Source organism: Salinarimonas chemoclinalis (assembly GCF_041514305.1).
GTDB lineage: Bacteria > Pseudomonadota > Alphaproteobacteria > Rhizobiales > Beijerinckiaceae > Salinarimonas > Salinarimonas chemoclinalis.
The window spans coordinates 111,943-134,176 of the sequence record NZ_JBGMWH010000004.1 but is presented as its reverse complement, the minus strand read 5'-3'; the positions used below and the strand labels follow the sequence as shown (position 1 = coordinate 134,176).

The window sequence follows — 22,234 nt, the reverse complement described above, 5'->3', positions numbered from 1 at the left end:
GGTCTCCTGACGTTTCGTCGGCGTCAGCGCAGGCGAAACCCGCAGCAATCGGCCTTGCTGGCGGCGGTGAGCTTGAGCGGCGGCGGCATGCGATGGATCGCGCTCTCCGCGAAATCCATCTGGTAGGGGCCGGTGTTGACGAAGACGACGAGGTCGCCGGGCTCCGGCCGCGCGGGCAGCGAGACGATCCGATCCGTGAAGACGTCGTCCTCGAGGCAGCTGTTGCCGGCGAGCCGCACGGGGAATCGCGTTCGCCGACGGGATACCGACGCCTTCACCAGGAGCGGGTCGTACCAGACCTCGCAATCGAACACGCGTTCGCTCAGGCTCAGGCAGTTGGCTCCGAGATAGACCGTCGCCGGCTCTTGCCCCCGATCGCGCACGCCGATGACGCGGAAGCCCGAGATCGCAGCCTGGTCGAGCGCGGCGCGCCCCGGCTCCAGCAGGAGACGCACGTCCTGGGCCACGGCGCGCGCGGCGAGCGTCCCGCCCCGTGCGGACGGAGCGTCGAGGATTGCGCCGAGACAGGCGTCGCCGGTGATCGGCGACCAGGCCGGATAGGCGCCCTTCGTCGCCGCCAGGGCGATCTCCTCCCGGGCCAGCGCCCAGGTCTCCTCGGAGACGTAGCGGATCGGGAAGCCGCCGCCGATGTTGACCGTGTCGACCTCCGGTCGGCCGATCCCGGCGAGAATGTCGAGGGCGCCGTCGAGGCTGCGCGCGCGCTCCGCGAGATCGTAGCCGCGCAGGTGGAAGGCGAGGCCACGCAGGCGCAGCGCCGCGCCCTCCCGGGACAGCAGCGTGACGGCGGCCTCGAGCTCGGCCGTCGAGAAGCCGAAGCGGCTCGGTCGCGCGCCGCGCCCCTCCCAGCGCAGCAGCACGTCGACGCGCCTCCCGCCGCCGGACAGGGCCGCTGCGATGGCGGAGAGCTCCTCGGGCGCGTCGATCGTCACGAGCGCGCCGGTGCGGGCGGCGAGCTCGACGAAGTCGGGCCGCTTGAAGGGACCCGAGAGGCAGATGCGCGGGCCGGGCACCCCGCAGGCCAGCGCTTCGCGCATCTCCTCGCGGCTCGCCACGTCGACGCCGAAGCCTTCCGCACCGCAAGCGTCGAGGAAGCTGTCGGCGCGGCAGACCTTGGTCGCATAGAGAACCTCGTGCCGCACGCCCCGGTGCGCCAAGCGGTGCGCGAAGCGCTGCATCGTCGCCGTGAAGATCTCCGGAAAGGTCACGTGGACGGACCGTTCCTCGCGGTCCGAGACCGCGAGGAGGCATTCGCGCGCATCGTCGAGGAAGCGCATGACGGTCGGATGCACGAGCGGCGGGAACACCAGGCCGGCGGCCAGGGGCGACGCGGGGTGCGGATCGTGGAGGTTCATGGAGCGGCTCCCCTCGCCTCGCGGGCGATCAGGCGGCGAGGGCGGCGAGGGTGCGCTTCTCGGCGCGCGCCCAGGGGAAAGAGCACCAGCCCGGCCCGATCTCGGCGATGTCGCCGATCACGCGCGGCCGGCCCTCGGCATGGGCCGGGGTGATCCCGAGCCGCTCGACGAAGCCGGGCTCGTACACGCTGCCGACGTAGCGCAGGCCGGTGTCCGGCAGCATCGCGAGAACGCGCGCCTCCGGGCGCTGGGCGGCGATCGCGCGCGCGACGAGGTAAGCCGCGCCGCCGGTCGGGCCGATGAGGAGACCCGTGCGCATGTGCAGGTCGTGAGCCGCCGCGACCATCGCCCGGAACGGCACCCAATGGACCTCGTCGAACTCGGTGTGGTCCATGACCGGTATGTCGACCCGGCTGCCGAGCCCGAGCATGTTGTCCATGTAGAACTTGCAGGCCGGATCGGCGGCCTCGCCGCAGCCGACGAAGGTCACGCTGTAGGGGCTGTCGACGCCGACCGTGGTGAGCGCGGGCAGGTGCGGTCGCAGGGCCGCCGACGTCCCGGAGACGGAGCCGCCGGTCCCCACGGTCCCGACGAGCACGTCGATACGGCCGAGCCGCGCGCGCAGGTCGTCCGCGAGGCCGCGGTAGGAGCGCGGATTGTCCGGGTTGCGGTACTGGGCGCACCAATAGGCGCCCGGCGTCTCCTCCTGGAGACGCTGCAGGATCGCGAGCTGCGTCTTCTGGATGGAGCCGCTCGCGTCCGGCTCGCGCACCACGTGCACCTCGGCGCCCAGGCTCCGCAGGCGCCAGAGCAGGCAGGCGTCGATGTCGATCGTCACGAGCTTCAAGCGCAGGCCGCGGCTCCGTGTGACCAGGGCGAGCGCCAGCGCGAAGGTTCCGGAGCTGACCTCGAGCACCGTTCCGCCCGGCTGAAGCTCTCCGCGCTCCAGGGCGCGGTCGATGATGTATTCGGCCGGGATCAGCTTCATGACCTCGAACTGGGCCAGGACGAGGTTCGGCGCCGCTTCGATCAGGTGCGGGTACCGGATCGTATCCGTATATCTGCTTAGGTGGCTCACGGCCGCCTCCCTCTTCGCGATGGCTGGGAACACTCGGCGTCGCTGACGATGGTCGTTGCCGACGCCTTTCGACGTAAGGGGCGGTCGCGATGCTGTCACGTGAGCATGCTACCGAGGGTCGCCCAAAAAACTCATGTGTCGGCTCAGGTCCGGAGGAAGGCCATGTCCCGCGAAGCGCACGTCCCCTCCAGACGGCTGCCGTCCCTGAACGCGTTGCGCACCTTCGAGGTCGCCGCGCGGTTGCGCAGCTTCAAGCGCGCCGCGCTGGAGCTGTGCGTGACCGAGAGCGCCGTGAGCCGGCAGATCCGGAGCCTGGAGGACGACATCGGGCGGCTGCTCTTCACGCGCAACCACCGCGCCGTCGCGCTCACGGAGGCGGGGGAACTGCTCGCGGACGAGTTGCGTGAGAGCTTCGAGCGGCTCCAGCATGTCCTCGCCGAGCTGGGACGTGACGTCGCCACGCTGCGCGTGAAGACCCTCCCGACGTTCGGGCTGCGCTGGCTGCTGCCACGGATCGGCGGCTTCGAGGCCCAGAACCCGAAGTGCAAGATCCATCTCGCCATCGAATCCAGCCCGGTCGATTTCCGGGGCGAGAATTTCGACGTCGGGATCGTCTACGGATTTTCGCCGCCGCCGCAGTCGGAGGGCGATTTCCTGATGACGGAGCGGGTCGCTCCCTATTGCGCACCGGACCTCCTGGCGGATGCCGCATGCGAGGTCGGCGGCGGGCGCGTGCGGCTTCTGCTCAACACGCCCGAGGCCCGCGAGTGGCGGCAATGGTTCGGCGTCCAGGGTCGCGAAATGCCGGAAGCCCCGCTCGCGAGCGTGTTCGACACCGACGAGCTGGCGATCCAGGCGGCGATCGCCGGCTTCGGCACAGGCCTGTTCGACGGCCGCCTGATCGGGAGCGAGCTGGCCGGCGGGCGCCTCGTGCGGGTGGGATCCGAGCCGCCCGTCACGCTCGGGCGCTACTTCCTCGTCTACCCTGCGAGCCGGCTACGGCATTCCTGCGTCCGGACCTTCCGCAAGTGGATCCTCGCCGCCGCCGAGCAGACCGAGGCCGCCGTCGATACCCCTCGGCTCGCCTGCGCGACGCGCTCGTATGCCGGCGAAGGAATTTCGCTCACGTCCCTGGGCGGCGAAGTCGTTTGAGCGGGGTCGTCGTCTCGGCCAGCGTGCCGGGGACTTCGACCGCCGGTTTCAACACGTGTTGATTGCGGAGATCGGAGGCTCCCGAGGAGGCCGCCATGGCTCAGATCGTTCCGCCGAGCGCGAACCACGCTCCTTTCGTCGCCCGCGTTCCCGGGTCGAAGTCCTACACCAATCGTGCGCTCGTGATCGCCGCGCAGAAGCCCGGCGAGACCACGATCGAGAACGCGCTTCACGCCGTCGACACGGATCGGCTCGCCGCGTGCCTCGACGCCTTCGACGGCCTCTCCGTGACGCGCACCGAGAAGGGCTACCGGGTGGTGCGCGAGGACCGCCGCCTCGGCGCCCCGTCGGAGCCGGTCTACATCGCGGGCGCCGGCACCCCGGCGCGCTTTCTGCTCGCCTTCGCGGCCATGGCCGACGGCGCCACCACCGTGACCGGCAATGCGCGGCTCAGCGAGCGGCCGATGGCCGACATCCTGCGCGCCTTCGACGGGATGGGCGTGCGCTACGAGGCGCTCGAGAAGCCGGATCTCCTGCCGCTGCGCATCCACGGCGGGCCGATCTCCGCCGATGCCTGGACGGTCTCGGGGGAGGTGTCCTCGCAATTCCTCAGCGCGCTCGTCCTGCTCGCCGCGCAGCAGCCGCAGGGCCCGGTGACCGTGCGCGTGCCCGGCCACCTCGTCTCGCGCCCCTACGTGATGATGACGTTGGAGATGCTGCGCGGCGTCGGCGTCGCGGTGACCTGCCCGGATGCGCAGACCTTCGTCGTCCAGCCGGGCGTCCCGTCCGCGGACACGCTGACGATCGAGCCGGACGCATCGGCGATGTCGTACTTCCTCGGGCTCGCCGCGATCTCGGGCGTGCCGGTGACCGTTCCCGGAATCGGCCCGGGCTCGGCCCAGGGCGACGTCGGCTTCGCGCGCCTGCTCGAGCGGATGGGCTGCGGCCTCGCGGTCGACGCGCGCGGGTTGACGATCACGCGCGGCGCCCGGCTCGTGGGCATCGAGGCGGACATGGAGACGATGCCGGACACGGTCCTGACGCTCGCGGCCGTCGCGGCGTACGCCGAGGGCGAGACCCGGATCACCAACATCGCGAACCTGCGCGTGAAGGAATGCGATCGGATCCACGCCGCCGCCGCCGAACTCGGGCGGGTCGGCGTATGCGTCGAGGAGGGGCCCGACTGGCTCGTGATCCGGCCCGGCGGACGGATCGCGCCGGCGACGATCGAGACCTACGACGACCATCGCGTGGCTATGGCCTTCAGCCTCCTCACGCTCGCCGAGCCCGGCATCGGCTTCGCCGATCCCGCCTGCGTCGCGAAGTCGTTCCCGGGCTACTGGGACGAGCTCGGTCGCTTCCTCGCCCATCGCGTCTCCCGCGCGGCGTGATCCTCGAGAGCGGAGCGCCGCCATGCCCACCGTCCTGGTCGTGGTCGACGGGATCGGCCTCGCCGATCCCGCCGCCGCCGGCAACGCCGTGACGCCGCAGACCCTGCCGATCCTGTTCGGGGCCATGTCCGAACGGGGCTTCGCGACGCTGGAGGCGTCCGGGCCGGCGGTCGGTCTCGATCCCGGCCAGGCGGGCAACTCCGAGGTCGGTCATGTCACGATCGGCGCCGGCTTCGTCACCCCGTCCGCCCTGGCGCGGATCGACGCGGCGTTCGAGGCCGGCGCGCTCGCGGCGAACCCGGTCTTCGCGCGTATAGGGGCCGCGCCGCGGCTGCATCTCGTCGGGCTCGTCTCCGGCGCCGGCACGCACGGGCACGTGCGCACGATCGAGCGGGCGGCCGTCGCGGCGCTCGAGAACGGCGTCGGGGAGGTCGTCCTGCATCTCGGACTGGACGGCGTCGATTCCCCGGCGGGATCGGCACCGGACCTGCTCCGCGCGCTCTTCGACCCGCTGTCGTCGGCCGGTCGCGTTCGGGTGGGCAGCGTGATCGGTCGCCGCTGGATGTGCGATCGATCGGGAGATCTCGCGATCACCCGCGTCGTGGTCGATGCCGTGGAGGGACGAGGCGCGGTGCCGGCCTGGTCGGACGCCGCCTTGGCGGCTCATCTCTCGCGAGACGGCGAGGCGTCGTTCCCGGCCCATCGCGGAGAGGCGATGCCTCGGGGACCCGGCGAGCCGGTACTCCTCACGGCGAACAGAGCGGATCGCGCGGTCCAGGTCGCCCGGCTGCTCGCGGCGGGCGGACCCGTCTACGCCTTCGTCGCGCTCGGAGACGTCGTGCCCGAGCCACACGTGCTGTTTCCGACGCGTCCCCTGGACCGCGGACTGGCGTTCGCCCTCGGCGAGCGCGGCCTCGTCACGGCGCGCGTCGCCGAGACCTGCAAGTATCCGCACGTGACGTACTTTCTCGACGGGCGCAACGAGTTCACGGACGGCACGCGCGTGTGCCTCCCGTCCCTGCCGGAGGCGGCGCTCGCCACGACGCCGCAGATGCGCGCGGCCGAGATCGCGGACGCCGTGGTCGGTCTCGTGCATGCGGGTCGCCACGACCTCGTGGTCGGCAACATCGCGAACATGGACCAGATCGGCCACCTCGGTCGCCTGGACGTGGCCCGCGACGCCGCGGTCCACGTCGACCGCGCCTTGGCGCGCATCGCCGACGCATGCCGGGCCTGCGGCTGGACGCTTCTCGTCACGTCCGACCACGGGAACGCGGACCGGCTGGTCGACGATGCGGGCCGTCCGTTCGGCTCCCATACGACGGCGCCCACCCCCCTGGCCGTTCTTCCCGCCGACGGTGGCGTCGTTCGCTGGCGGGCGCGCGAGGGCAGCCTGGCGAACCTCGCGGCGACCGTGCTCGCCACGCTCGGCGTGCCCGCGCCGTCCTACATGGCGAGCTCGCTCGTCGAGATCGCCTGACCCCTCTCGATACTGGAGCCGATGCCTTGGACGAATTGCTCGCCACCACGCCCCGGGTTCTCGCTCCGGGCCACGTCCGCGACGCTCTCGTGCGTGCGGGGATCGACGCGATGTCGGGCGTGCCCTGCTCGCTCCTGACGCCGCTCATCGACCTCGCGATCGCCGATCCCGATCTACGCTACCTGCCGGCGACGAGCGAGGGAGAGGCCGTCGGCATCGCGGCCGGCGCCTGGCTCGCGGGGCGGCGCCCCGCGGTGATCCTGCAGAATTCCGGCCTCGGCAATACGGTGAACCCGATCACCTCGCTCAACGACCCGTTCCGCATACCGCTCCTGCTGCTCGTCACCTGGCGCGGCGAGCCGGGCAAGAAGGACGAGCCGCAGCACCGCCTGATGGGGGCGATCACGCCCGATCTCCTCGAGCTGATGCACGTTCCGCAGCGGCGTCTGGAGCCTGTCGCCGCGACCCTCGACGCGACGGTCGCCGAGGCGGTCGCGGAAGCCGAGCGCCGCGGGTCGCCGTCGGCGCTCGTCATCCGCAAGGGCGTCGTCGACGGCGCCGGGACGGCGACGGCGAGCCCGACGAAGCCGGGGCTCGGACGAACGGTCGACCGTCGGCGGCATGCCGGTCCGCAGGCACGGATCGCGGCGCTGCACACGCTCCTCGACGCCCTGCCGGACGACGCGGGTGTCGTCGCCACGACGGGAAAGACCGGCCGGGAGCTGTTCACGCTCCGGGACCGCGAGCAGCATCTGTATCTCGTCGGCGCGATGGGGCTCGCCTCCGCGGTCGGTCTCGGCGCCGCGCATTTCGGGCGCCGCAGGATCGTCGTCGTCGATGGCGACGGTGCCGCGCTGATGAAGCTCGGCAACATGGCGACGATCGGCGCGATGCGGCCCGAGCGCCTCGTGCACGTCTTGCTCGACAACGGCGTTCACGACTCGACCGGGGGTCAGGCGACGGTCTCGGGGGCGGTCGACTTCCCTCGGATCGCGACGGGCTGCGGCTATGCGACGGCTCAGTCCTGCGACGATCCGCAGGGGCTCGCGGACGCGATGGGCGATGCGATCGCCTCGCCGGGTCCCCACTTCCTGCACATGCGGATCGCCCCCGGCTCGATCGCGGACCTCGCACGTCCGACCATCGCACCGGCGGACGTGGCGCGGCGTTTCCGCCGGTTCCTCACGTCCTGAGGATCGGCGCCTGGGCTACGGCGGGATCGACGCCGCCGATCTCCGCGTCGCGGCACGGGAGGCCGGCGTCGATGCAGCCGGCGCTGCCGCGGGCGCCCGCGCAGCAATCGTCGAGAAGGTAGTGCACCAACGCCTCCATAGACTCGAGGCGGGCCGTGTAGACGATGTTGCGCGCACTGCGGCGGGAACGAACGAGCGACGCCTCCTCCAGCCGGCGCAGATGGAAGGACAACGAGGAGGAGCCGGTCCCCACCGCGGTCCCGAGTTCACCGGCGGGCATCCCGGCCTCGCCGGCGATCACGAGGCGGCGAACGATGCGCAACCGCGTCTCCTGGGACAGGGCGGCGAGCGCTTTGCAGGCCTTTTCCTCGGTCATCGTCGGGGCGCTCCGCAGGCTATTTCTGCTTGTGTAAAGCAACGCACGTGAAGCTTGTGTGACGGACCTCGTCGCAGGGCACCCTTGTCCGAGGCGAGCGAGCATCCCCGATCGCGTCCCCTGGCGTGATGCCGCCCGGGCGGCCCCATCGAGAGGGCGCCACGGTCGCCACCGACTCATGCATCCGTTCGGCCGTCACCCCATCTCCGCTGTGCTCGTGGTGCGGCGACGTGCAGCGCGGCTGCTCACGCCCACCCGACCCGGCACCGGAACCCCGAGGGTGCCCCGCGCCGGGATGGCCATCCGTGCGACCTCGTGTGCCGGACCGGAATCCGAGGAAGCCTTCCCGCGCTGGGCGCGCGTGTCGTATCCGCGAAGACCCTCGAGCCGGGGGAGCGCCGGCTGGCTCCCCGGGGCTCGCAGGCGGCGTCCGGCGCGCGTCCGCCTCGCCCGCGGGCCACCCGCCCATCGGGTTCGGGCACGATGCGTCCGCGCCCCGGCTTGGCCGGCGGCGCGATCCGCGCGACGATCCGCCGGGATCTCCGCCGCCGAGGGACGCCGAGGGACATCATGCCGACATCTTCGCTCACCGCGCTTTCCGCCGTCGCGCTGCGGCGTCTGATCGGGCGCAAGGAGATCTCTCCCGTCGCGCTGCTCGAGGACGTGATCGCGCGCATCGAGGCGGTGAACCCGGCAGTCAACGCCATCGCGGCCCGGGGCTACGAGCGCGCCCGCGCCGAGGCGCGTGCCGCGGAGGCGGCGGTCCTGAGGGGCGAGCCGCTGGGCCCGTTGCACGGGCTGCCCGTCGGCATCAAGGACCTGGAGGAGACGGCCGGCCTGCTGACGACCCACGGCTCGCCGCTCCACCGCGACCGTATCCCCGAGGCGGACGACGGCAGCGTCGCCAACGTGCGCGCCGCCGGCGGCATCGTCGTCGCCAAGACGAACACACCCGAGTTCGGAGCCGGCGCCAACACTCGCAACGCCGTGTTCGGCGCGACCGGCAACCCGTTCGATCCGAGCCTCAACGCCGGCGGCTCCTCCGGCGGCTCGGCGGCGGCGCTGGCGACCGACATGCTGCCCCTGTGCACGGGCTCGGACATGGGTGGCTCCCTGCGCATCCCCGCGGCCCTGTGCGGCGTCGTCGGCTTCAGGCCCTCGCCGGGCCTCGTGTCGATGGAGACGCGCCAGCTCGGCTGGTCGCCGCTCTCCGTGGTCGGGCCGATGGCCCGCACGGTGGAGGACACGCGGCTCCTCCTCGCCGCGCAGGTCGGTGTCGACCCGCGCGATCCGCTTGCCTTCCCGCTCGATGCCGACGCGGCGCGGCGCGCCCGCCCCGTCGACCTCGCGCGCCTGCGCGTCGCCTGGACGACCGATTTCGGCGGGGCGGCCGATGCCGGGCGCGTTCCCGATGCCGGCCGGGTTCCCATGAGCCGGGAGATCGCCGAGACGCTGCGCGCGCGCATGGCGCGGCTCGCGCCGCTCTTCGCCGCCTGCGACGAGATCGCGCTCGATTTCTCCGGCGCCGACGCGGTCTTCGACGTGATGCGCGCGCTTTCCTTCGTCGCCCGTCACGCGGAGGCCCATCGCGCCGATCCCGACAGCCTCGGCCCCAACGTACGCGCGAACTACGAGATGGGCGCCGGGCTCGGCCTCGCCGACGTCGCGCGCGCCCACGCCGACCAGACGCGGCTGTTCCGCCGCTTCCAGGAGGTCTATCGCGACTACGACCTCCTGATCGCCCCGGTCACGCCGGTCTCGCCCTTCCCGTGGACGCGGCTCTACCTCGAGGAGCTCGAGGGCACGCGCCTGCGAAATTACTACCACTGGCTTGCGCCGACCTACTATGTCACGCTCGTCACCAATCCCGCCGTCGCGATCCCCTGCGGTCGCGACCCTCGCGGCATGCCCTTCGGCCTCCAGCTCGTCGGCCGCGTGCGCGGGGACCTGGCACTCCTCGACGCGGCGCAGGCGCTGGAGGAGACGCTCGCCACGATGGAGGACCTCGGGCGCCCGCGGCCGGACCCCGCCGTGCTCGCGATCCCGCGCCCGGACCTGACCGCGATCGTCACGGCGCCCCCGCCTCCAGGGGCGATCGCCGGGCGCGCCGGAGGACCGTGACGGACGCGGCGACCGCGCGAGGCCTCGCGACGCGCGCGGGCCGACAGGCTCGCCGTCATGTCCGGCAACGACTCGGAGTGGGGCGGGCGATCGGATCGCACCGACGACATTCGGCTCGAGCCGATAGCCTTCGCTAGGCGTCGAGCCGTCGAGCATCCCGAGCTTCCGGGGTGGGCCTGTCCCGCCCCGCCACGGCGCCGCCACCGTCCGGCGTTTCGCCTTCCGGGGCGAGAGCCCATCGATCGGCGCGGCGCGCGCGGAAGTTGTAGCGCGCGTGGCGCCTCACGAGCCCGGAAGCCACAGCGCGAGAGGTGGAAACATCACCAGCAGCGCGACGAGCAGGAGGGAGCAGAGGATGAACGGGATCGCCGCGAGATAGATGTCGCGCATCGTGGTCCCGGGCGGCGCGACGCCCTTCATCACGAAGAGCAGCAGCCCGAAAGGTGGTGTCGTGAAGCTGATCTCGAGCGACAAGAGCACGATCAGCGCGAACCAGACGAGGTCGAAGCCGAGCTCCTGGGCGAGGGGGAAGAACACCGGCACGGTGAGCAGGATGATCGAGATCTGCTCCATGAACATGCCCAGGACGAGCAGCACGCCGAACATCACGAGCAGCATGACGATCGGCTCGAGCTCGAAGCCCGTCGCCCAGCGGATCAGCCCGCTGGAGGCGCCCGAGAAGGCGAGGAGCTGGCTGAAGGTCGCGGAGCCGAAGACGATCAGATAAGCCATCAGCGTCACCTTCAGCGCACCGGTGACGGACTTGATCATCGCGCGGATCGACAGCGAGCGGAAGATCGCGGCGAGGACGAGCACGCCGAGCGCGCCGAACGCCGCGGCCTCGGAGGGCGTGGCGATGCCGCCGAGCATCATCATGATGATGACCGCCATGAGCCCGACCATGGGCACGACGTCGCGGACCAGAAGCTTCAACTTCTTCGGGAATGGGATCTCCTCGACCGAATAGGCGGGGGCGGCCGTGGGGTCGATGCGGGTCTGCAGCCAGATCGTCGCCAGATAGAACGCCGCCAGGATCAGCCCGGGGATGATCCCCGCGATGAGGAGCGCCGTGATATCGACCTTGGCGAGCGTCGCCAGCAGAACGGCGAGCGCCGAGGGCGGGATGATGATGGCGAGGCCGCCGGTGCCGAGGATCGGCCCGAGCGACATGTGCTTCTTGTAGCCCCGCTCGTTCATCTCCGGGACCATCAGCGAGCCGAGGAGCGCCGTCGATCCCATCGAGGAGCCCGACAGCGTCGCGAAGCCGGTGCCGCCGAGGACGGTGACGTAGGACAAGCGGCCCGGCAGGCGGCCGAGCAGGCGGTCGATCGCGTTGAACATGCGCGCGCCGAGCCCGGTATGGAAGAAGATCTCGCCCATCAGGAGGAAGAGCGGGATCGGTACCAGCGCGTAGCTCGTGAGCGCGCCGAGCCCGTTGTTGAGAAGCTGCGTCACGCCGCGCTCGCCGCCCATGAAGACGAAGGCGCCCAGGATGTTCGCCGCCAGGAAGGCGATCGCGACCGGCATGCCGAGCGCCATCAGCACCATGATGGTGCCGAGCAGGAGCGCCAGCGCCTCGTACCATTCGCTCATTCGTGGATCCCCGCCTCGCCCGAATGCATCAATTCGCGCCCGAAGACGAAGCGCGAGAACTCGATCGCCATCAGCCCGAAGCCGACGGGGAAGGCGATCGTCAGGAGCCAGCGGGGGAAGAAATAGGCGCGCACGTCGAAATCGTTGCGCGCGAGGTTGGTCTGGACGAGCTCGAACCCCTTCAGCGCCAGGTAGGCGCAAATCGCGACGCAGGCGGCGGCGATGCCGCGGCTGACGATGCGGCGCACGCCCTCGGGAAGCGCGGCGGTGAGGAGCTCGATGTGGACGTGGCCGCGCCGGCGCACCAGCCAGGGCGCGCCCAGCATCGTCATGTAGAGGAGCGCGTATTCGGTCGAGGTGAACAGCCAGGCGAAGGGCTGAATGCCGGCATTGCGCATGCCGACCGAGACGACGATCGCCACCATCAGCCAGACGAGCATGATCGCGGCGACGAGCGCCATCAGGTCGACGATGCCGTCGTAGAGGCGGATGAGGAGGCGCATCGAGGTCCCTCGGGCGGGCGCGGCGAGCGGGTGCCCCCACGCCGGCTCGCGGCGCGGGGGCGGGGAGGCGTCACTGCGCGGCGGCCTTCTCGAGATCGTAGAACAGGCCGATCAGCGCGTCGTAGTGCTGGAGGCCCATCGGGTGCCCTTCCATCTGGGTGCGCATGCGCCCCCAGGTCTCCTCGCGCGCCGCCTCCAGGTACTCGGCCGCGGCCTCGCCTTCGAGCGAGACTTCCGTCATGCCGCGCTCGGCGAGCGTCGCGAACTCCTCGTCGCGGCGCTGGCGCAGCGCCTCGACGGACGCGCGCTCGTGCTCGATCGCCACTTCCTGGAGGAGCGCCTTGGACTCCTCCGAGAGAGCGTTCCAGGATTCGAGGTTCACGATCACGCCGAGGTCGGTCGAGAAGAACGAGGGCGCGACGCGATACTTCACGAACTCGTCCCACTTGAGGTCGACGAGGCCGATCTGCGTCCAACCGGACGCATTGACGACGCCGCGCTCGAGCGCGGAATAGACTTCCGTCGTCGGCAGGTCGATGACCTGCGCGCCGAGGTAGTTGGTGAAGAAGGCGTTGTAGACGGCATTGCCGCGCAGGCGCACGTCGGTGAGGTCGAGCTTGCCGTCGGCGGTGAACTCGGGCTCGTCGACCATCCAGAGATTATAGCTCACGCCCGAGTCGAACCAGCCGAGATAGTAGACGCCCATCTTCTCCTGGTGGATCTCGTTGATGAGATCGATGCCGCCGTTCTCGCGCGCCTCGATGGCCGTGATGTTGGAGGCCACCAGCGCGTCCTTCTCCGGCAGCGCGCCGCCGTAGAACGAGCCCGGCGTGTAGGCCATGTCGACGATGCCGTCGCGCACGGCGTCGGCCTGCTGGAACATGCCGATCGCCTCGGGACCGCCGCGGACGTCGATGTGGATCACGCCTTCGCCGCGCTCGTTCACCTTCTCCACGAACTCGAGGAAGCTCTGGGTGTAGATCAGCGTGGTCGGGAAGGCGTGGACGGCGGTGAGCCGGTCCTCGGCCTGCGCCGCGAGGGTCGATGCGGCCAGCGCCGCGATGGAGACGGTGGCGAGAATGGACTTCATGGCGGGTTCCCCTCTTCTTTCGGTGCGGGACGTCGAGCGCCCCCGTCGTGCCCGAGCGGTGCGGCTCCCGCCGCCCGGGAATGCGTAGGCCTCACGTACGCCACAGCCAGGGCGCCCGCGCGCGACGCTCGGCGGTGAAAGCCGCGATGCGCTCGCCCCAGGAGGCGGTGAGGTCGATGTCGTCCCAGCCGTTCGACAGCTTCACGCGGAAGACCGGGTCGATCTCGAAGCCGAAACGCCGCCCCCCGGCCTCCACCGTCGTCGCGTCGAGATCGACGACGACGGGGCAGGGGGCCATGGCGAGGAGCGCCTCGATCGCATCCGGGTCGAGCCGCGCAGGCAGGAGGCCGTTGGCGACGGCGTTGCCGCAGAAGATGTCGCCGAAGCTCGGCGCCAGCACCGCGCGGATACCGGCGTCGACGAGCGCGTAGACCGCCGCCTCGCGCGAGGAGCCGCCGCCGAAATTGCGCCGCGCGACGAGCACGCTCGCGCCCGCGGCATCCGCGCGGTTCAGCGGGAAGTCGGGGCGCGCCGCGCCGGCCTCGTCGTGGCGCAGGTCGTGCAGCAGGAAGCGGCCGTAGCCTTCCGAGCGCGGCGTCGCCATGAAGCGCGCGGGAATGATCTGGTCGGTGTCGACGTTTTCGAACGGCAGGCCGACGGCCGTGCCCTCGTGGCGCGTGAAGGGCGTCACGGCACGGGCCTCCCGTCGAGCATCGGGCGCACGTCGGCGAGGGTGCCCGCGACCGCGGCTGCGGCGACCATGGCCGGCGACATCAGATGGGTGCGCGCGCCGGGCCCCTGGCGTCCGCGGAAATTCCGGTTCGTTGTCGAGGCGCAGCGCTCGCCCGGGGCGACGATGTCGCCGTTCATGCCGACGCACATCGAGCAGCCCGACGCCACCCAGTCGAGCCCGGCCTCGACGAAGATCCGGTCGAGACCCTCCTCTTCGGCCTGCACTTTCACGAGGCTCGAACCCGGCGAGACCATGCCCGGCACCTTCGCTCTGCGCCCGGCGAGAACCGCGGCGGCGGCGCGCAGATCCTCGATGCGGGAATTGGTGCACGAGCCGATGAAGACCCGGTCGACCGGCGTCCCCTCCAGAGGACGGCCGGGCGCGAGGCCCATGTAGTCGAGTGCCGCGCGGATGCGCTCGGCTCGCGCGGGATCGTCGGCCAGCGAGGGATCCGGAATCCTAGCGGTGATCGGCAGCGCGTCTTCCGGGCTCGTTCCCCAGGTCACGATCGGGGCGATGGCGTCGGCCGACAACGTGATGTCGCGGTCGAACGCGGCGTCCGGATCGCTCGCGAGGGCGAGCCATTCCTCGCAGGCCCGATCGAACGCGCTCCCCGTCGGAGCCTCGGGACGGCCGGCGAGCCAGGCGAGGGTCGTCCCGTCGGGCGCCACCATGCCGAGGCGCCCGCCGCCTTCGATCGAGAGGTTGCAGAGCGTGAGCCGCCCCTCGACCGAGAGGTCGCGCACCACCGAGCCCGCATATTCGATCGCGTGCCCGCGCGCCCCGTCCGCACCGAGTTCGCCGATCCAGGCGAGCGCCACGTCCTTCGCGCCGACGCCCGGTCCGAGCCGCCCGTCCACCACGATCCGCATCCGCGCGGGTTTCTTCTGCCAGATCGTCTGCGTCGCGAGCACGTGCGCGACTTCCGTCGCGCCGATGCCGAAGGCGATGGCGCCGAGCGCGCCGTGGGTCGAGGTGTGGCTGTCGCCGCAGACGATCGTCGTGCCCGGCAGGGTCAGGCCCTGCTCGGGTCCCACCACGTGGACGATGCCCTGGCGCGAATCGTCGAGGCCGTATAGCCGGAAGCCGTGGCGCGCGGCGTTCTCGTCGAGCGTGCGCACCATGCGCGCGATGCTCGCATCCGCGATCGGCGCGCCGCGACCGCGGGTCGGGACGTAGTGGTCCGCGACGCCGAAGGTGAGGCCCGGTTCGGCCAGGGACATCCCACGCTCGGCGAGCTTGCGGAAGGCGTGGTGCGAGCCCTCGTGCACGAAGTGGCGGTCGATGAAGAGGAGCGACGTTCCGTCGTCGCGAACGGCGATCTCGTGCGCGGCCCAGACCTTGTCGAGGAGGGTGCGCGGGGTGGTCATTGCGCCGCCTCCGCGACGCGCGGACCGGTCGTCGGCGCCCAGAGACGCGCGCCGTCGCGCTCGATGCGCTCGAGCGTCATCTCCAGGCGGAAGCGGTCGGGCCGATAGAGCGCGGTCAGGTGCTCGACGCCGTGTCCGTCGCGGTCGTAGACGACGCGCACCAGCGTCACCAGCGCCGCCCCGACGGCGACGTCGAGCGCGTCCGCGATCTCCGGCGTTGCGAGCGTGGCCGAGATCGCCTGCGTCGCGCGCTCTATGGCGACGCCGGAGCGCTCGAGAAGCCGCAGGAGCGGCGTCGTCGCGAGGTCGGCCTCGGAATAGGACCGGGCGATCGCCTCCGGCACGTGGGTCGTCAGATGGGAGAAGGGCGCGCCCTCGAGCAGGCGCACGCGCACCGCACGCTGCACCCGCGCGTCCGGCGCGAGCCGCAGCGCTTCCGCGACGGCGGGCCCGGCCGGGCCGTAGCCGTAATCGACGAGCCGCGCGGTGGTGGAGAGGCCCATCGAGACGAGTTGCGGCATCAGCGTCGCGAGGTCGGCGGAGATCGCCTGCAACGGTCCGTCCGCCCGGCGGACCACGGTGCCCGAGCCGGCGCGGCGGGCGACGAGCCCGTCGGACTCGAGCGCGTCGAGCGCGCGGCGGACGGTGACGCGGGAGACGTCGTGGAGCTCGGCGAGGCGGTGCTCGCCGGGCAGGAGCGAGCCGACGGCGAGGTCGCCGCGGAGGATCTCGTCGCGCAGGAGCAAATAGACGCGCTGCGCCTTTCCCCCTTCCGGCCGTTTGCGAGACGCGTCGCTCACCCCGTCCCCTCACGATGCGAAACCCCGGGATCGTAGCCGCCCGATGACCGGATGCAAGCGAATTGTCTGGACGAAACGCAAGAAAATGTCTTTTCCCGTGCCGCGCTATCTGTATTACTGATGAGACAGATCGCAGGCGGGAGTCGTCATGCCCATCGTCACCGTGCAGCTCCTCGAAGGCTACGACGAGAGCGCGAAAGGCCGCCTCGGCCGTGCGTTCACCGACGCCGTGCGCAGCGTGATCGACGCTCCGCCCGAGGTGGTCACGGTCATCGTGCAGGATCTCCCGCGTGACGGCTACATGCGCGGCCGCACCCGTCGGCAGCCCGGCCCGGTCCTGCCGGACGCCGCCGAGACCGTGCGCGCCTTCCTCGGAGAGATGGAAGCGCGCGAACTCGACGCCGCCCGCGCGCGCCTGGCCGAGGGCTTCGAGATGACCTTTCCCGGCGGCGTGCGCATGCGCACGCTCGACGAGCTCGTCGCCTGGGCCCGCCCGCGCTACCGCTTCGTGCGCAAGACCTACGAGCGCTTCGACACGGCGCCCGCCGAGACCGAGACGCTGGTCTATTGCTTCGGGACGCTCGCCGGCGAATGGCCGGACGGTACGGCCTTCTCCGGCATCCGCTTCATCGACCGCTTCGCGCTCTCGGGCGGCAAGATCGTGCGCCAGGACGTGTGGAACGACATCGCCGAGGTGAAGGCGACGGTATCGACGACTGGGGCGTCGGCATGAGCATCGACCCGATCACGCTCGCGGTCCTCGCGGGCCGGCTCGAGCAGATCGCCGACGAGATGGACGCGACGCTGTTCCGCTCGGCCTTCAATCCGATCATCGCGGAGGCCCACGACGCGAGCCACGGCATCTACCACGCCACCACCGGCGAGACGATGGTGCAGGGCAAGTCCGGCCTGCCGATCTTCGTCGGCGTCATGGCGGTCGCTGCCCGCGCCGTGATCGACAAGGCGGCGCGCGACGGCGATCTCGTCGAGGGCGACGTCTACGTCTTCAACGACGCCCATATCGGCGGCACGCACCTGTCCGACATGCGCCTCGTGCGGCCCTACTTCCACGACGGCGCCGTGTTCTGCCATCTCGCATCGGTGGGCCATTGGCACGACGTCGGCGGCGCCGTGCCGGGGAACTACAATCCGCGTGCGACGGAGGTCTTCCAGGAGGCCTTCGTGCTGCCGCCCGTGAAGCTGGTGCGTGCCGGCGTGCTCCAGACCGACATCGTCGACATCGTCATGCGCAACACGCGCCTGCCGCAATCGGCCAAGGGCGATCTCGCGGCGCAGATGAACGCGCTCGACCTCGGCGTGAAGCGCATGGACGCGCTCCTCGCCGAATACGGCGCCGACACCGTCCGCGCCGCCCTCGACGCCCTCGGGGACCGCGCGGAAGCGCTCGCGCGCGCCGAGATCGCGGCACTCCCCGACGGGCGCTGGGAGGCCGAGGACTTCCTCGACAACGACGGCATCGACGACGTGCCGCTGCCGATCAGGGTCGCGCTCGAAATTAGCGGCGATCGGCTGAGCCTCGACTTCACCGGCACCGCCGGGCCGGCGAAGGGGCCCGTCAACATCTCGAAGGGCACCGCGATCGCCTGCGTCTACGTCGCGATCAAGCACGTCTTCCCGGCGCTGCCCGCCAATGCCGGCGTGATGCGCCCGATCGACGTGGTGGTGCCGGAGCCCTCGTTGCTCGCCGCGCAATTCCCCGCGCCGACCGGCGGCTACACCGAGACCATCCTGCGCATGATCGACGTGATCTTCTCCGCCGCCGCGCAGGCCGCGCCCGAGCGGGTCGTCGCCAACGCCTACGGCACCATCAACGCGCTCTCGATCGCGGGGACGCGCGGCGACGGACGTCGCTGGGTGATGTTCTCCTTCTACGGCGGCGGCCACGGCGGCTCGCCCGAGAGCGACGGGCTCAACCACGGCAACGCCCCGATCTCGACGGCGACGATCCCGCCCGTCGAGATCCTGGAGGCGGCCTATCCGATCGCCTTCCGGCAATGGGCGCTGCGGCCCGACAGTGCGGGCGCGGGCGCGCATCGCGGCGGGCTCGGCGCGGTCTACGAGATCGAGCTTCTGGAGGAGAGCGCGGAGGCCTTCCTGTTCGGCGAGCGCGGGCGCTTCGCGCCCAAGGGTGTCGCCGGCGGCGGCGACGCGGCGCTCAACGCCTTCGCCTATCAGCAGGGTAACGCGATGGAGACGCCGGCCCTCGCGTCGAAGGCACTCGGGATCCGCCTCGCCCGCGGGGAGCGGGTCCGGCTCGAGACGCCCGGGGGAGGCGGCTGGGGCGATCCGGCGCGGCGCGATCCGTCGGACGTCGCCCGCGACGTCGCGCTCGGCTACCAGAGCGCGGCCGAGGCGGACGCCGCCTACGGCACCGCCTGGCGGGCGACCGCGGTGGAGGGCGGGCGATGACGCGCTCCAGCATCGTCGGTGTCGACGTCGGCGGCACCTTCACGGACGTGTTCGTCCTCGACGAGGAAACGGGCGAGGCCCGCGTCGCCAAGGTCCCGACGACACGCCCGGATCAGTCCGGCGGGTTCTTGGCCGGGGTGCGCGAGGCCGCGGACCCGACGCGCCTTACCACCGTCGTCCACGGCACCACCGCGGGCACCAACGCGCTCCTCGAGCGCAAGGGCGCCCGCATCGGCGTGATCACGACCGCGGGCTTCCGCGACGTGCTCGAGATGCGCCGACGCGACCGCCCCCGCACCTGGGGCCTGCGCGGCGACTTCGAGCCGGTCGTCCCCCGCGACCTGCGTCTCGAAGTGCCGGAGCGCACGCTCGCGGACGGCACCATCGAGACGCCCGTCGATCTCGACGCGGTGCGCGACGCGGCCACCCGGCTGCGGGCGGCGGGCGCGCAGGCGGTCGCGATCCTCTTCGTCAACGCCTACGCCAACGCCGCCAACGAGGCCGCGGCGGCCGAGGCGGTGCGTGCCGTCTGGCCGAACCCGCACGTCTGCGCGTCGTCCGAGATCCTCCCCGAGATCCGCGAGTTCGAGCGCTTCTCGACGACGGCGCTCAACGCCTATCTCCAGCCGGAAGTCTCGGGCTATCTCGCCCGGCTAGAGACGGCTCTGCGCGAGGGCGGCTTCCCGGGCGAGTTCCTGATCGTGCAGTCGAACGGCGGCGTCATGACCGTCGACACCGCCTGCGCGCGCCCGGTGCGCACGGCGCTCTCCGGCCCCGCGGCGGGCGTCATCGCCGCCGCCTGGATCGCCGAGAGCGCGGGCTTCCCGAACGTGATCACGGGCGATGTCGGCGGCACCTCCTTCGACGTCGCGCTCATCGAAGGCGGGCGCTCGCGGCTCACCGCGCAGACCAGCATCGATTTCGGCATGGTGGTGCGCACGCCGATGATCGAGATCACCACGATCGGTGCCGGCGGCGGCTCGATCGCGCGGGTCGATGCGGGCGGTCTGCTCGAGATCGGCCCCGAGAGCGCCGGCTCCGACCCCGGCCCCGTCGCCTACGGTCGCGGCAACGATCGACCGACGGTGACCGACGCCAACATCGTGCTCGGCCGCATCGACGCCGAGCGCCCGATCGGCGGCTCGCTGGCGCGCCTCGACGTCGGGGCCGCCCGCGCGGCCGTCGCCCGCCACGTCGGCGAGCCGCTCGGGCTCGACGTGGAAGATGCGGCGGAGGCGATCCTGCGGGTCGCGAATTCCCGCATGGCGGGTGCGATCCGCCTCGTCTCTATCGAGCGCGGGCACGATCCGAAGCATTTCGCCTACATGCCCTTCGGTGGCGGCGGGGCGCTGCACGCGGGCGCACTCGTGGCGGAAGTCGGCCTCGGCTCGGCGCTGGTGCCGCGCTATCCCGGCGTCACCTCCGCCATGGGCTGCGTCATCGCCGACATGCGCCAGGACTTCGTCCAGACGTTCAACGCCGCGACGGACGCGCTCGACGTCGCCGCGCTCGGCGAGCTGATGCAGGCGCACCGCGACGAGGGCCACCGGCTCCTCGACGTCGCCGGCGTCGCCTTCGCCGGGCGCGAGACGTCGTTCGAGCTCGACATGGCCTATATCGGCCAGACCCATACGGTGGCCGTGCCGCTCTCGGTGCGCATCACCGACGGCCGCGTCGAGGCGCCGAGCCGGGAGGACGTCGCCGCCGCCTTCGCGGAGGCGTATCGCAAGGCCTACGGGCGGCTTCTCGACGGCGCGCCGACGCGGGTGTTGAACCTGCGCTCGGCCGTCGTCGGCATCCGCCCGAAATTCGACCTCGCCACCCTCGCCCCCGCCGCGGACGCCTCGCTCGCCGCGGCGCGGCGCGGGTCACGGCTGGTGCGCTTCGCCGGCGAATGGCGCGAGACGGCGCTCTACGATCGCCTCGCGCTGCCCGTCGGCGCCGAGATCGCCGGGCCCGCGATCCTGTCGCAGCCGGACACGACGATCGTCGTCGATCCCGGCCTCGTGGGCCGTGTCGACTGCTTCGGCAACATCGTTCTCACCCGGGAGGAGACGCCGTGATCGACGCCATCGACCCGAGGACGACCGCGCTCCTCACGATCGACCTGCAGAACGACTTCCTCCACCCGGATGGTGCCTACGGCCGCGCCGGCCAGAGTGCGGAGGCGATCGCCGCGCTCCCCGCGCGCATCCGCCCGCTCTCGGACGCACTGCGCGCGGCGGGCGGGACCTACGTGTCGGCGCAGTTCACCCTGGTGCCGGGCCCGGACGGCGAGCCGTTGATCTCGCCGCATCTGAAGGAGCTGCGGCCCTTCCTCGGCAAGGGCGATTTCGCGCCGGGCTCCTTCGGCCACGCCCTCGTCGAGACGCTGGCGCCGGCGGACTATACGATCGAGAAGGTGGCGTATTCGGCCTTCTACCAGACGCGCCTCGAGTTCGTGCTGCGCTTCCTCGGCATCCGCACCCTCGTCGTCGGCGGCATCGTCACCAATGGCGGCGTCGCCTCGACGATCCGGGACGCGCATCTGCGCGACATCCCGACCGTTCTCCTCTCCGACGGCTCGGCCGCGTTCCGGTCCGACGTGCACGAGGCGACGCTCCTGTCGCTGGGCACGGTCACGCGCGTCGCCACATGCGCCGAGGCACAGGTCCTCGTCACGGGAGCCGCCCCATGACCAGCCTCGCCGAACGCCTGCGCCGGCCCGAGATCCTCGTCGCTCCGGGCGTCTACGACGGCCTCACCGCCGCCCTCGCCGAGCAGGCGGGCTTCGAGGCGGTGTACCTCTCCGGCGCCGCGGTCTCCTACACCCGCCTCGGCCGCCCCGACATCGGTCTCGCCTCCGTCTCCGAGATGGCGGACACGCTCGCTCTCGTCCGTGACCGCATCGGCCTGCCGATCGTGGTCGACGCCGACAACGGCTTCGGCAACGCGCTGAACGCGCGGCGCACGATGATCACCTACGAGCGCGCCGGCGCCTCCGCGCTCCAGGTCGAGGATCAGGTCTATCCGAAACGCTGCGGGCACCTGGCCGAGAAATCGCTCGTTCCCTTGCGGGAAATGGCCGGCAAGGTCGCCGCCATGGCGGATGCGCGCCGCTCGGCCGACACGCTGATCATCGCCCGCACCGACGCCATCGCGGTGGAGGGCTTCGAGGCCGCCGTCGAGCGCGCGTCGCTCTATCTCGAAGCGGGGGCGGATGCGCTCTTCGTCGAGGCGCCGCGCTCGCTCGACGAGCTGCGCGCCGTCGCCGAGACCTTCCGAGGCCGTGCGCCGCTGATGGCCAACATGGTCGAGGGCGGCGCGACCCCGATCCGCACCGCGGCCGATCTCGAGGCGATGGGCTTCGACATCGTGATCTTCCCCGGCGGCATCGTCCGCGCGCTGGCAAAGACGGCGGAGGACTATTTCCGCAGCCTGAAGACCGCCGGCTCGAACGCGCCCTTCGCGAACCGCATGTTCGACTTCGGCGGCCTCAACGAGCGTATCGGCACCCGCGCCATGCTCGACGAGGGCAAGCGTTTCGAGAGCTTCGACCCGAAAGGCTGAGC

Annotated in this window: 19 protein-coding genes; 10 read left to right on the top strand and 9 right to left on the bottom strand. The window is 71.6% G+C overall.

Annotated features, from left to right (window positions below):
* Positions 1-23 precede the first annotated feature (23 nt).
* Positions 24-1,373: an alanine racemase gene (locus AB9M23_RS09725; protein WP_372424335.1), complete on the bottom strand. Its 1,350-nt coding sequence runs from the start codon at positions 1,371-1,373 to the stop codon at positions 24-26.
* A 28-nt stretch (positions 1,374-1,401) separates the two neighbouring features.
* Positions 1,402-2,451 carry a pyridoxal-phosphate dependent enzyme gene (locus AB9M23_RS09720; protein WP_372424334.1) on the bottom strand — a complete coding sequence of 350 codons (1,050 nt, stop codon included), beginning with the start codon at positions 2,449-2,451 and terminating at the stop codon, positions 1,402-1,404.
* Positions 2,452-2,613: 162 nt separating this feature from the next.
* On the opposite strand from AB9M23_RS09720, the gene AB9M23_RS09715 reads away from it, so the two are divergent.
* The 4 genes from AB9M23_RS09715 to aepY all read left to right on the top strand — a co-directional run bounded on the left by AB9M23_RS09715 (position 2,614) and on the right by aepY (position 7,667).
* Positions 2,614-3,603 carry a LysR substrate-binding domain-containing protein gene (locus AB9M23_RS09715; RefSeq protein ID WP_372424333.1) on the top strand — a complete coding sequence of 330 codons (990 nt, stop codon included), beginning with the start codon at positions 2,614-2,616 and terminating at the stop codon, positions 3,601-3,603.
* 95 nt (positions 3,604-3,698) lie between these two features.
* Positions 3,699-4,994 (top strand): 3-phosphoshikimate 1-carboxyvinyltransferase, encoded by a 1,296-nt coding sequence (gene aroA / locus AB9M23_RS09710; RefSeq protein ID WP_372424332.1) that lies wholly within the window; start codon positions 3,699-3,701, stop codon positions 4,992-4,994.
* A gap of 22 nt (positions 4,995-5,016) precedes the next feature.
* Positions 5,017-6,474 carry an alkaline phosphatase family protein gene (locus AB9M23_RS09705; RefSeq protein WP_372424331.1) on the top strand — a complete coding sequence of 486 codons (1,458 nt, stop codon included), beginning with the start codon at positions 5,017-5,019 and terminating at the stop codon, positions 6,472-6,474.
* 26 nt (positions 6,475-6,500) lie between these two features.
* Positions 6,501-7,667, top strand: coding sequence for a phosphonopyruvate decarboxylase (gene aepY / locus AB9M23_RS09700; RefSeq protein ID WP_372424330.1), 1,167 nt, complete (start codon positions 6,501-6,503; stop codon positions 7,665-7,667).
* Here the strand turns inward: aepY and AB9M23_RS09695 are convergent.
* Positions 7,657-8,043 carry an ArsR/SmtB family transcription factor gene (locus AB9M23_RS09695; RefSeq protein ID WP_372424329.1) on the bottom strand — a complete coding sequence of 129 codons (387 nt, stop codon included), beginning with the start codon at positions 8,041-8,043 and terminating at the stop codon, positions 7,657-7,659. The two genes, aepY and AB9M23_RS09695, sit on opposite strands and share 11 nt — an antisense overlap.
* 570 nt (positions 8,044-8,613) lie before the next feature.
* Here AB9M23_RS09695 and AB9M23_RS09690 point away from each other — a divergent pair.
* Entirely contained in the window at positions 8,614-10,164 is a 1,551-nt protein-coding gene (locus tag AB9M23_RS09690) for an amidase (protein WP_372424328.1), read from the top strand.
* 282 nt (positions 10,165-10,446) lie between these two features.
* On the opposite strand, the gene AB9M23_RS09685 is transcribed toward AB9M23_RS09690, so the two are convergent.
* From AB9M23_RS09685 to AB9M23_RS09660, 6 genes are all read right to left on the bottom strand, one after another.
* Entirely contained in the window at positions 10,447-11,757 is a 1,311-nt protein-coding gene (locus AB9M23_RS09685; RefSeq protein ID WP_372424327.1) for a TRAP transporter large permease, read from the bottom strand.
* Positions 11,754-12,260, bottom strand: coding sequence for a TRAP transporter small permease (locus AB9M23_RS09680; protein ID WP_372424326.1), 507 nt, complete (start codon positions 12,258-12,260; stop codon positions 11,754-11,756). Before AB9M23_RS09680 ends, AB9M23_RS09685 begins: the two co-directional genes overlap by 4 nt.
* A 70-nt stretch (positions 12,261-12,330) precedes the next feature.
* Entirely contained in the window at positions 12,331-13,350 is a 1,020-nt protein-coding gene (dctP, locus tag AB9M23_RS09675) for a TRAP transporter substrate-binding protein DctP (RefSeq protein WP_372424325.1), read from the bottom strand.
* A 91-nt stretch (positions 13,351-13,441) separates the two neighbouring features.
* Positions 13,442-14,041 carry a 3-isopropylmalate dehydratase small subunit gene (gene leuD / locus AB9M23_RS09670; RefSeq protein ID WP_372424324.1) on the bottom strand — a complete coding sequence of 200 codons (600 nt, stop codon included), beginning with the start codon at positions 14,039-14,041 and terminating at the stop codon, positions 13,442-13,444.
* Positions 14,038-15,453 carry a 3-isopropylmalate dehydratase large subunit gene (leuC, locus tag AB9M23_RS09665; RefSeq protein ID WP_372424323.1) on the bottom strand — a complete coding sequence of 472 codons (1,416 nt, stop codon included), beginning with the start codon at positions 15,451-15,453 and terminating at the stop codon, positions 14,038-14,040. Before leuC ends, leuD begins: the two co-directional genes overlap by 4 nt.
* The gene (locus tag AB9M23_RS09660) at positions 15,450-16,253 is read right to left on the bottom strand and encodes a GntR family transcriptional regulator (RefSeq protein WP_372424322.1); all 804 of its coding nucleotides are present in this window, start codon (positions 16,251-16,253) and stop codon (positions 15,450-15,452) included. The genes leuC and AB9M23_RS09660 overlap by 4 nt, the downstream gene beginning before the upstream one ends.
* 148 nt (positions 16,254-16,401) lie before the next feature.
* Here AB9M23_RS09660 and AB9M23_RS09655 point away from each other — a divergent pair, with 148 nt between their 5' ends.
* The 5 genes from AB9M23_RS09655 to AB9M23_RS09635 are packed head-to-tail and all read left to right on the top strand — an operon-like array spanning position 16,402 to position 22,232.
* A complete protein-coding gene (locus AB9M23_RS09655) occupies positions 16,402-16,986 on the top strand; it encodes a tautomerase family protein (RefSeq protein ID WP_372424321.1) in 585 nt (194 codons plus the stop codon).
* The gene (locus AB9M23_RS09650) at positions 16,983-18,683 is read left to right on the top strand and encodes a hydantoinase B/oxoprolinase family protein (protein WP_372424320.1); all 1,701 of its coding nucleotides are present in this window, start codon (positions 16,983-16,985) and stop codon (positions 18,681-18,683) included. Before AB9M23_RS09655 ends, AB9M23_RS09650 begins: the two co-directional genes overlap by 4 nt.
* A complete protein-coding gene (locus tag AB9M23_RS09645; RefSeq protein WP_372424319.1) occupies positions 18,680-20,746 on the top strand; it encodes a hydantoinase/oxoprolinase family protein in 2,067 nt (688 codons plus the stop codon). Before AB9M23_RS09650 ends, AB9M23_RS09645 begins: the two co-directional genes overlap by 4 nt.
* Complete coding sequence (locus AB9M23_RS09640; protein WP_372424318.1) at positions 20,743-21,360, top strand: cysteine hydrolase family protein; 618 nt, start codon at positions 20,743-20,745, stop codon at positions 21,358-21,360. The genes AB9M23_RS09645 and AB9M23_RS09640 overlap by 4 nt, the downstream gene beginning before the upstream one ends.
* The gene (locus tag AB9M23_RS09635; protein WP_372424317.1) at positions 21,357-22,232 is read left to right on the top strand and encodes an isocitrate lyase/PEP mutase family protein; all 876 of its coding nucleotides are present in this window, start codon (positions 21,357-21,359) and stop codon (positions 22,230-22,232) included. Before AB9M23_RS09640 ends, AB9M23_RS09635 begins: the two co-directional genes overlap by 4 nt.
* Positions 22,233-22,234: the final 2 nt, after the last annotated feature.

Bases quoted from the DNA above. Each gene is read 5' to 3' on its own strand.
- AB9M23_RS09725 (WP_372424335.1), bottom strand. From the start codon at position 1,373: ATGAACCTCCACGATCCGCACCCCGCGTCGCCCCTGGCCGCCGGCCTG.
- AB9M23_RS09715 (WP_372424333.1), top strand. From the start codon at position 2,614: ATGTCCCGCGAAGCGCACGTCCCCTCCAGACGGCTGCCGTCCCTGAAC.
- aroA (WP_372424332.1), top strand. From the start codon at position 3,699: ATGGCTCAGATCGTTCCGCCGAGCGCGAACCACGCTCCTTTCGTCGCC.
- AB9M23_RS09705 (WP_372424331.1), top strand. From the start codon at position 5,017: ATGCCCACCGTCCTGGTCGTGGTCGACGGGATCGGCCTCGCCGATCCC.
- AB9M23_RS09695 (WP_372424329.1), bottom strand. From the start codon at position 8,043: ATGACCGAGGAAAAGGCCTGCAAAGCGCTCGCCGCCCTGTCCCAGGAG.
- AB9M23_RS09690 (WP_372424328.1), top strand. From the start codon at position 8,614: ATGCCGACATCTTCGCTCACCGCGCTTTCCGCCGTCGCGCTGCGGCGT.
- AB9M23_RS09685 (WP_372424327.1), bottom strand. From the start codon at position 11,757: ATGAGCGAATGGTACGAGGCGCTGGCGCTCCTGCTCGGCACCATCATG.
- AB9M23_RS09680 (WP_372424326.1), bottom strand. From the start codon at position 12,260: ATGCGCCTCCTCATCCGCCTCTACGACGGCATCGTCGACCTGATGGCG.
- dctP (WP_372424325.1), bottom strand. From the start codon at position 13,350: ATGAAGTCCATTCTCGCCACCGTCTCCATCGCGGCGCTGGCCGCATCG.
- leuC (WP_372424323.1), bottom strand. From the start codon at position 15,453: ATGACCACCCCGCGCACCCTCCTCGACAAGGTCTGGGCCGCGCACGAG.
- AB9M23_RS09655 (WP_372424321.1), top strand. From the start codon at position 16,402: ATGCCCATCGTCACCGTGCAGCTCCTCGAAGGCTACGACGAGAGCGCG.
- AB9M23_RS09650 (WP_372424320.1), top strand. From the start codon at position 16,983: ATGAGCATCGACCCGATCACGCTCGCGGTCCTCGCGGGCCGGCTCGAG.
- AB9M23_RS09645 (WP_372424319.1), top strand. From the start codon at position 18,680: ATGACGCGCTCCAGCATCGTCGGTGTCGACGTCGGCGGCACCTTCACG.
- AB9M23_RS09635 (WP_372424317.1), top strand. From the start codon at position 21,357: ATGACCAGCCTCGCCGAACGCCTGCGCCGGCCCGAGATCCTCGTCGCT.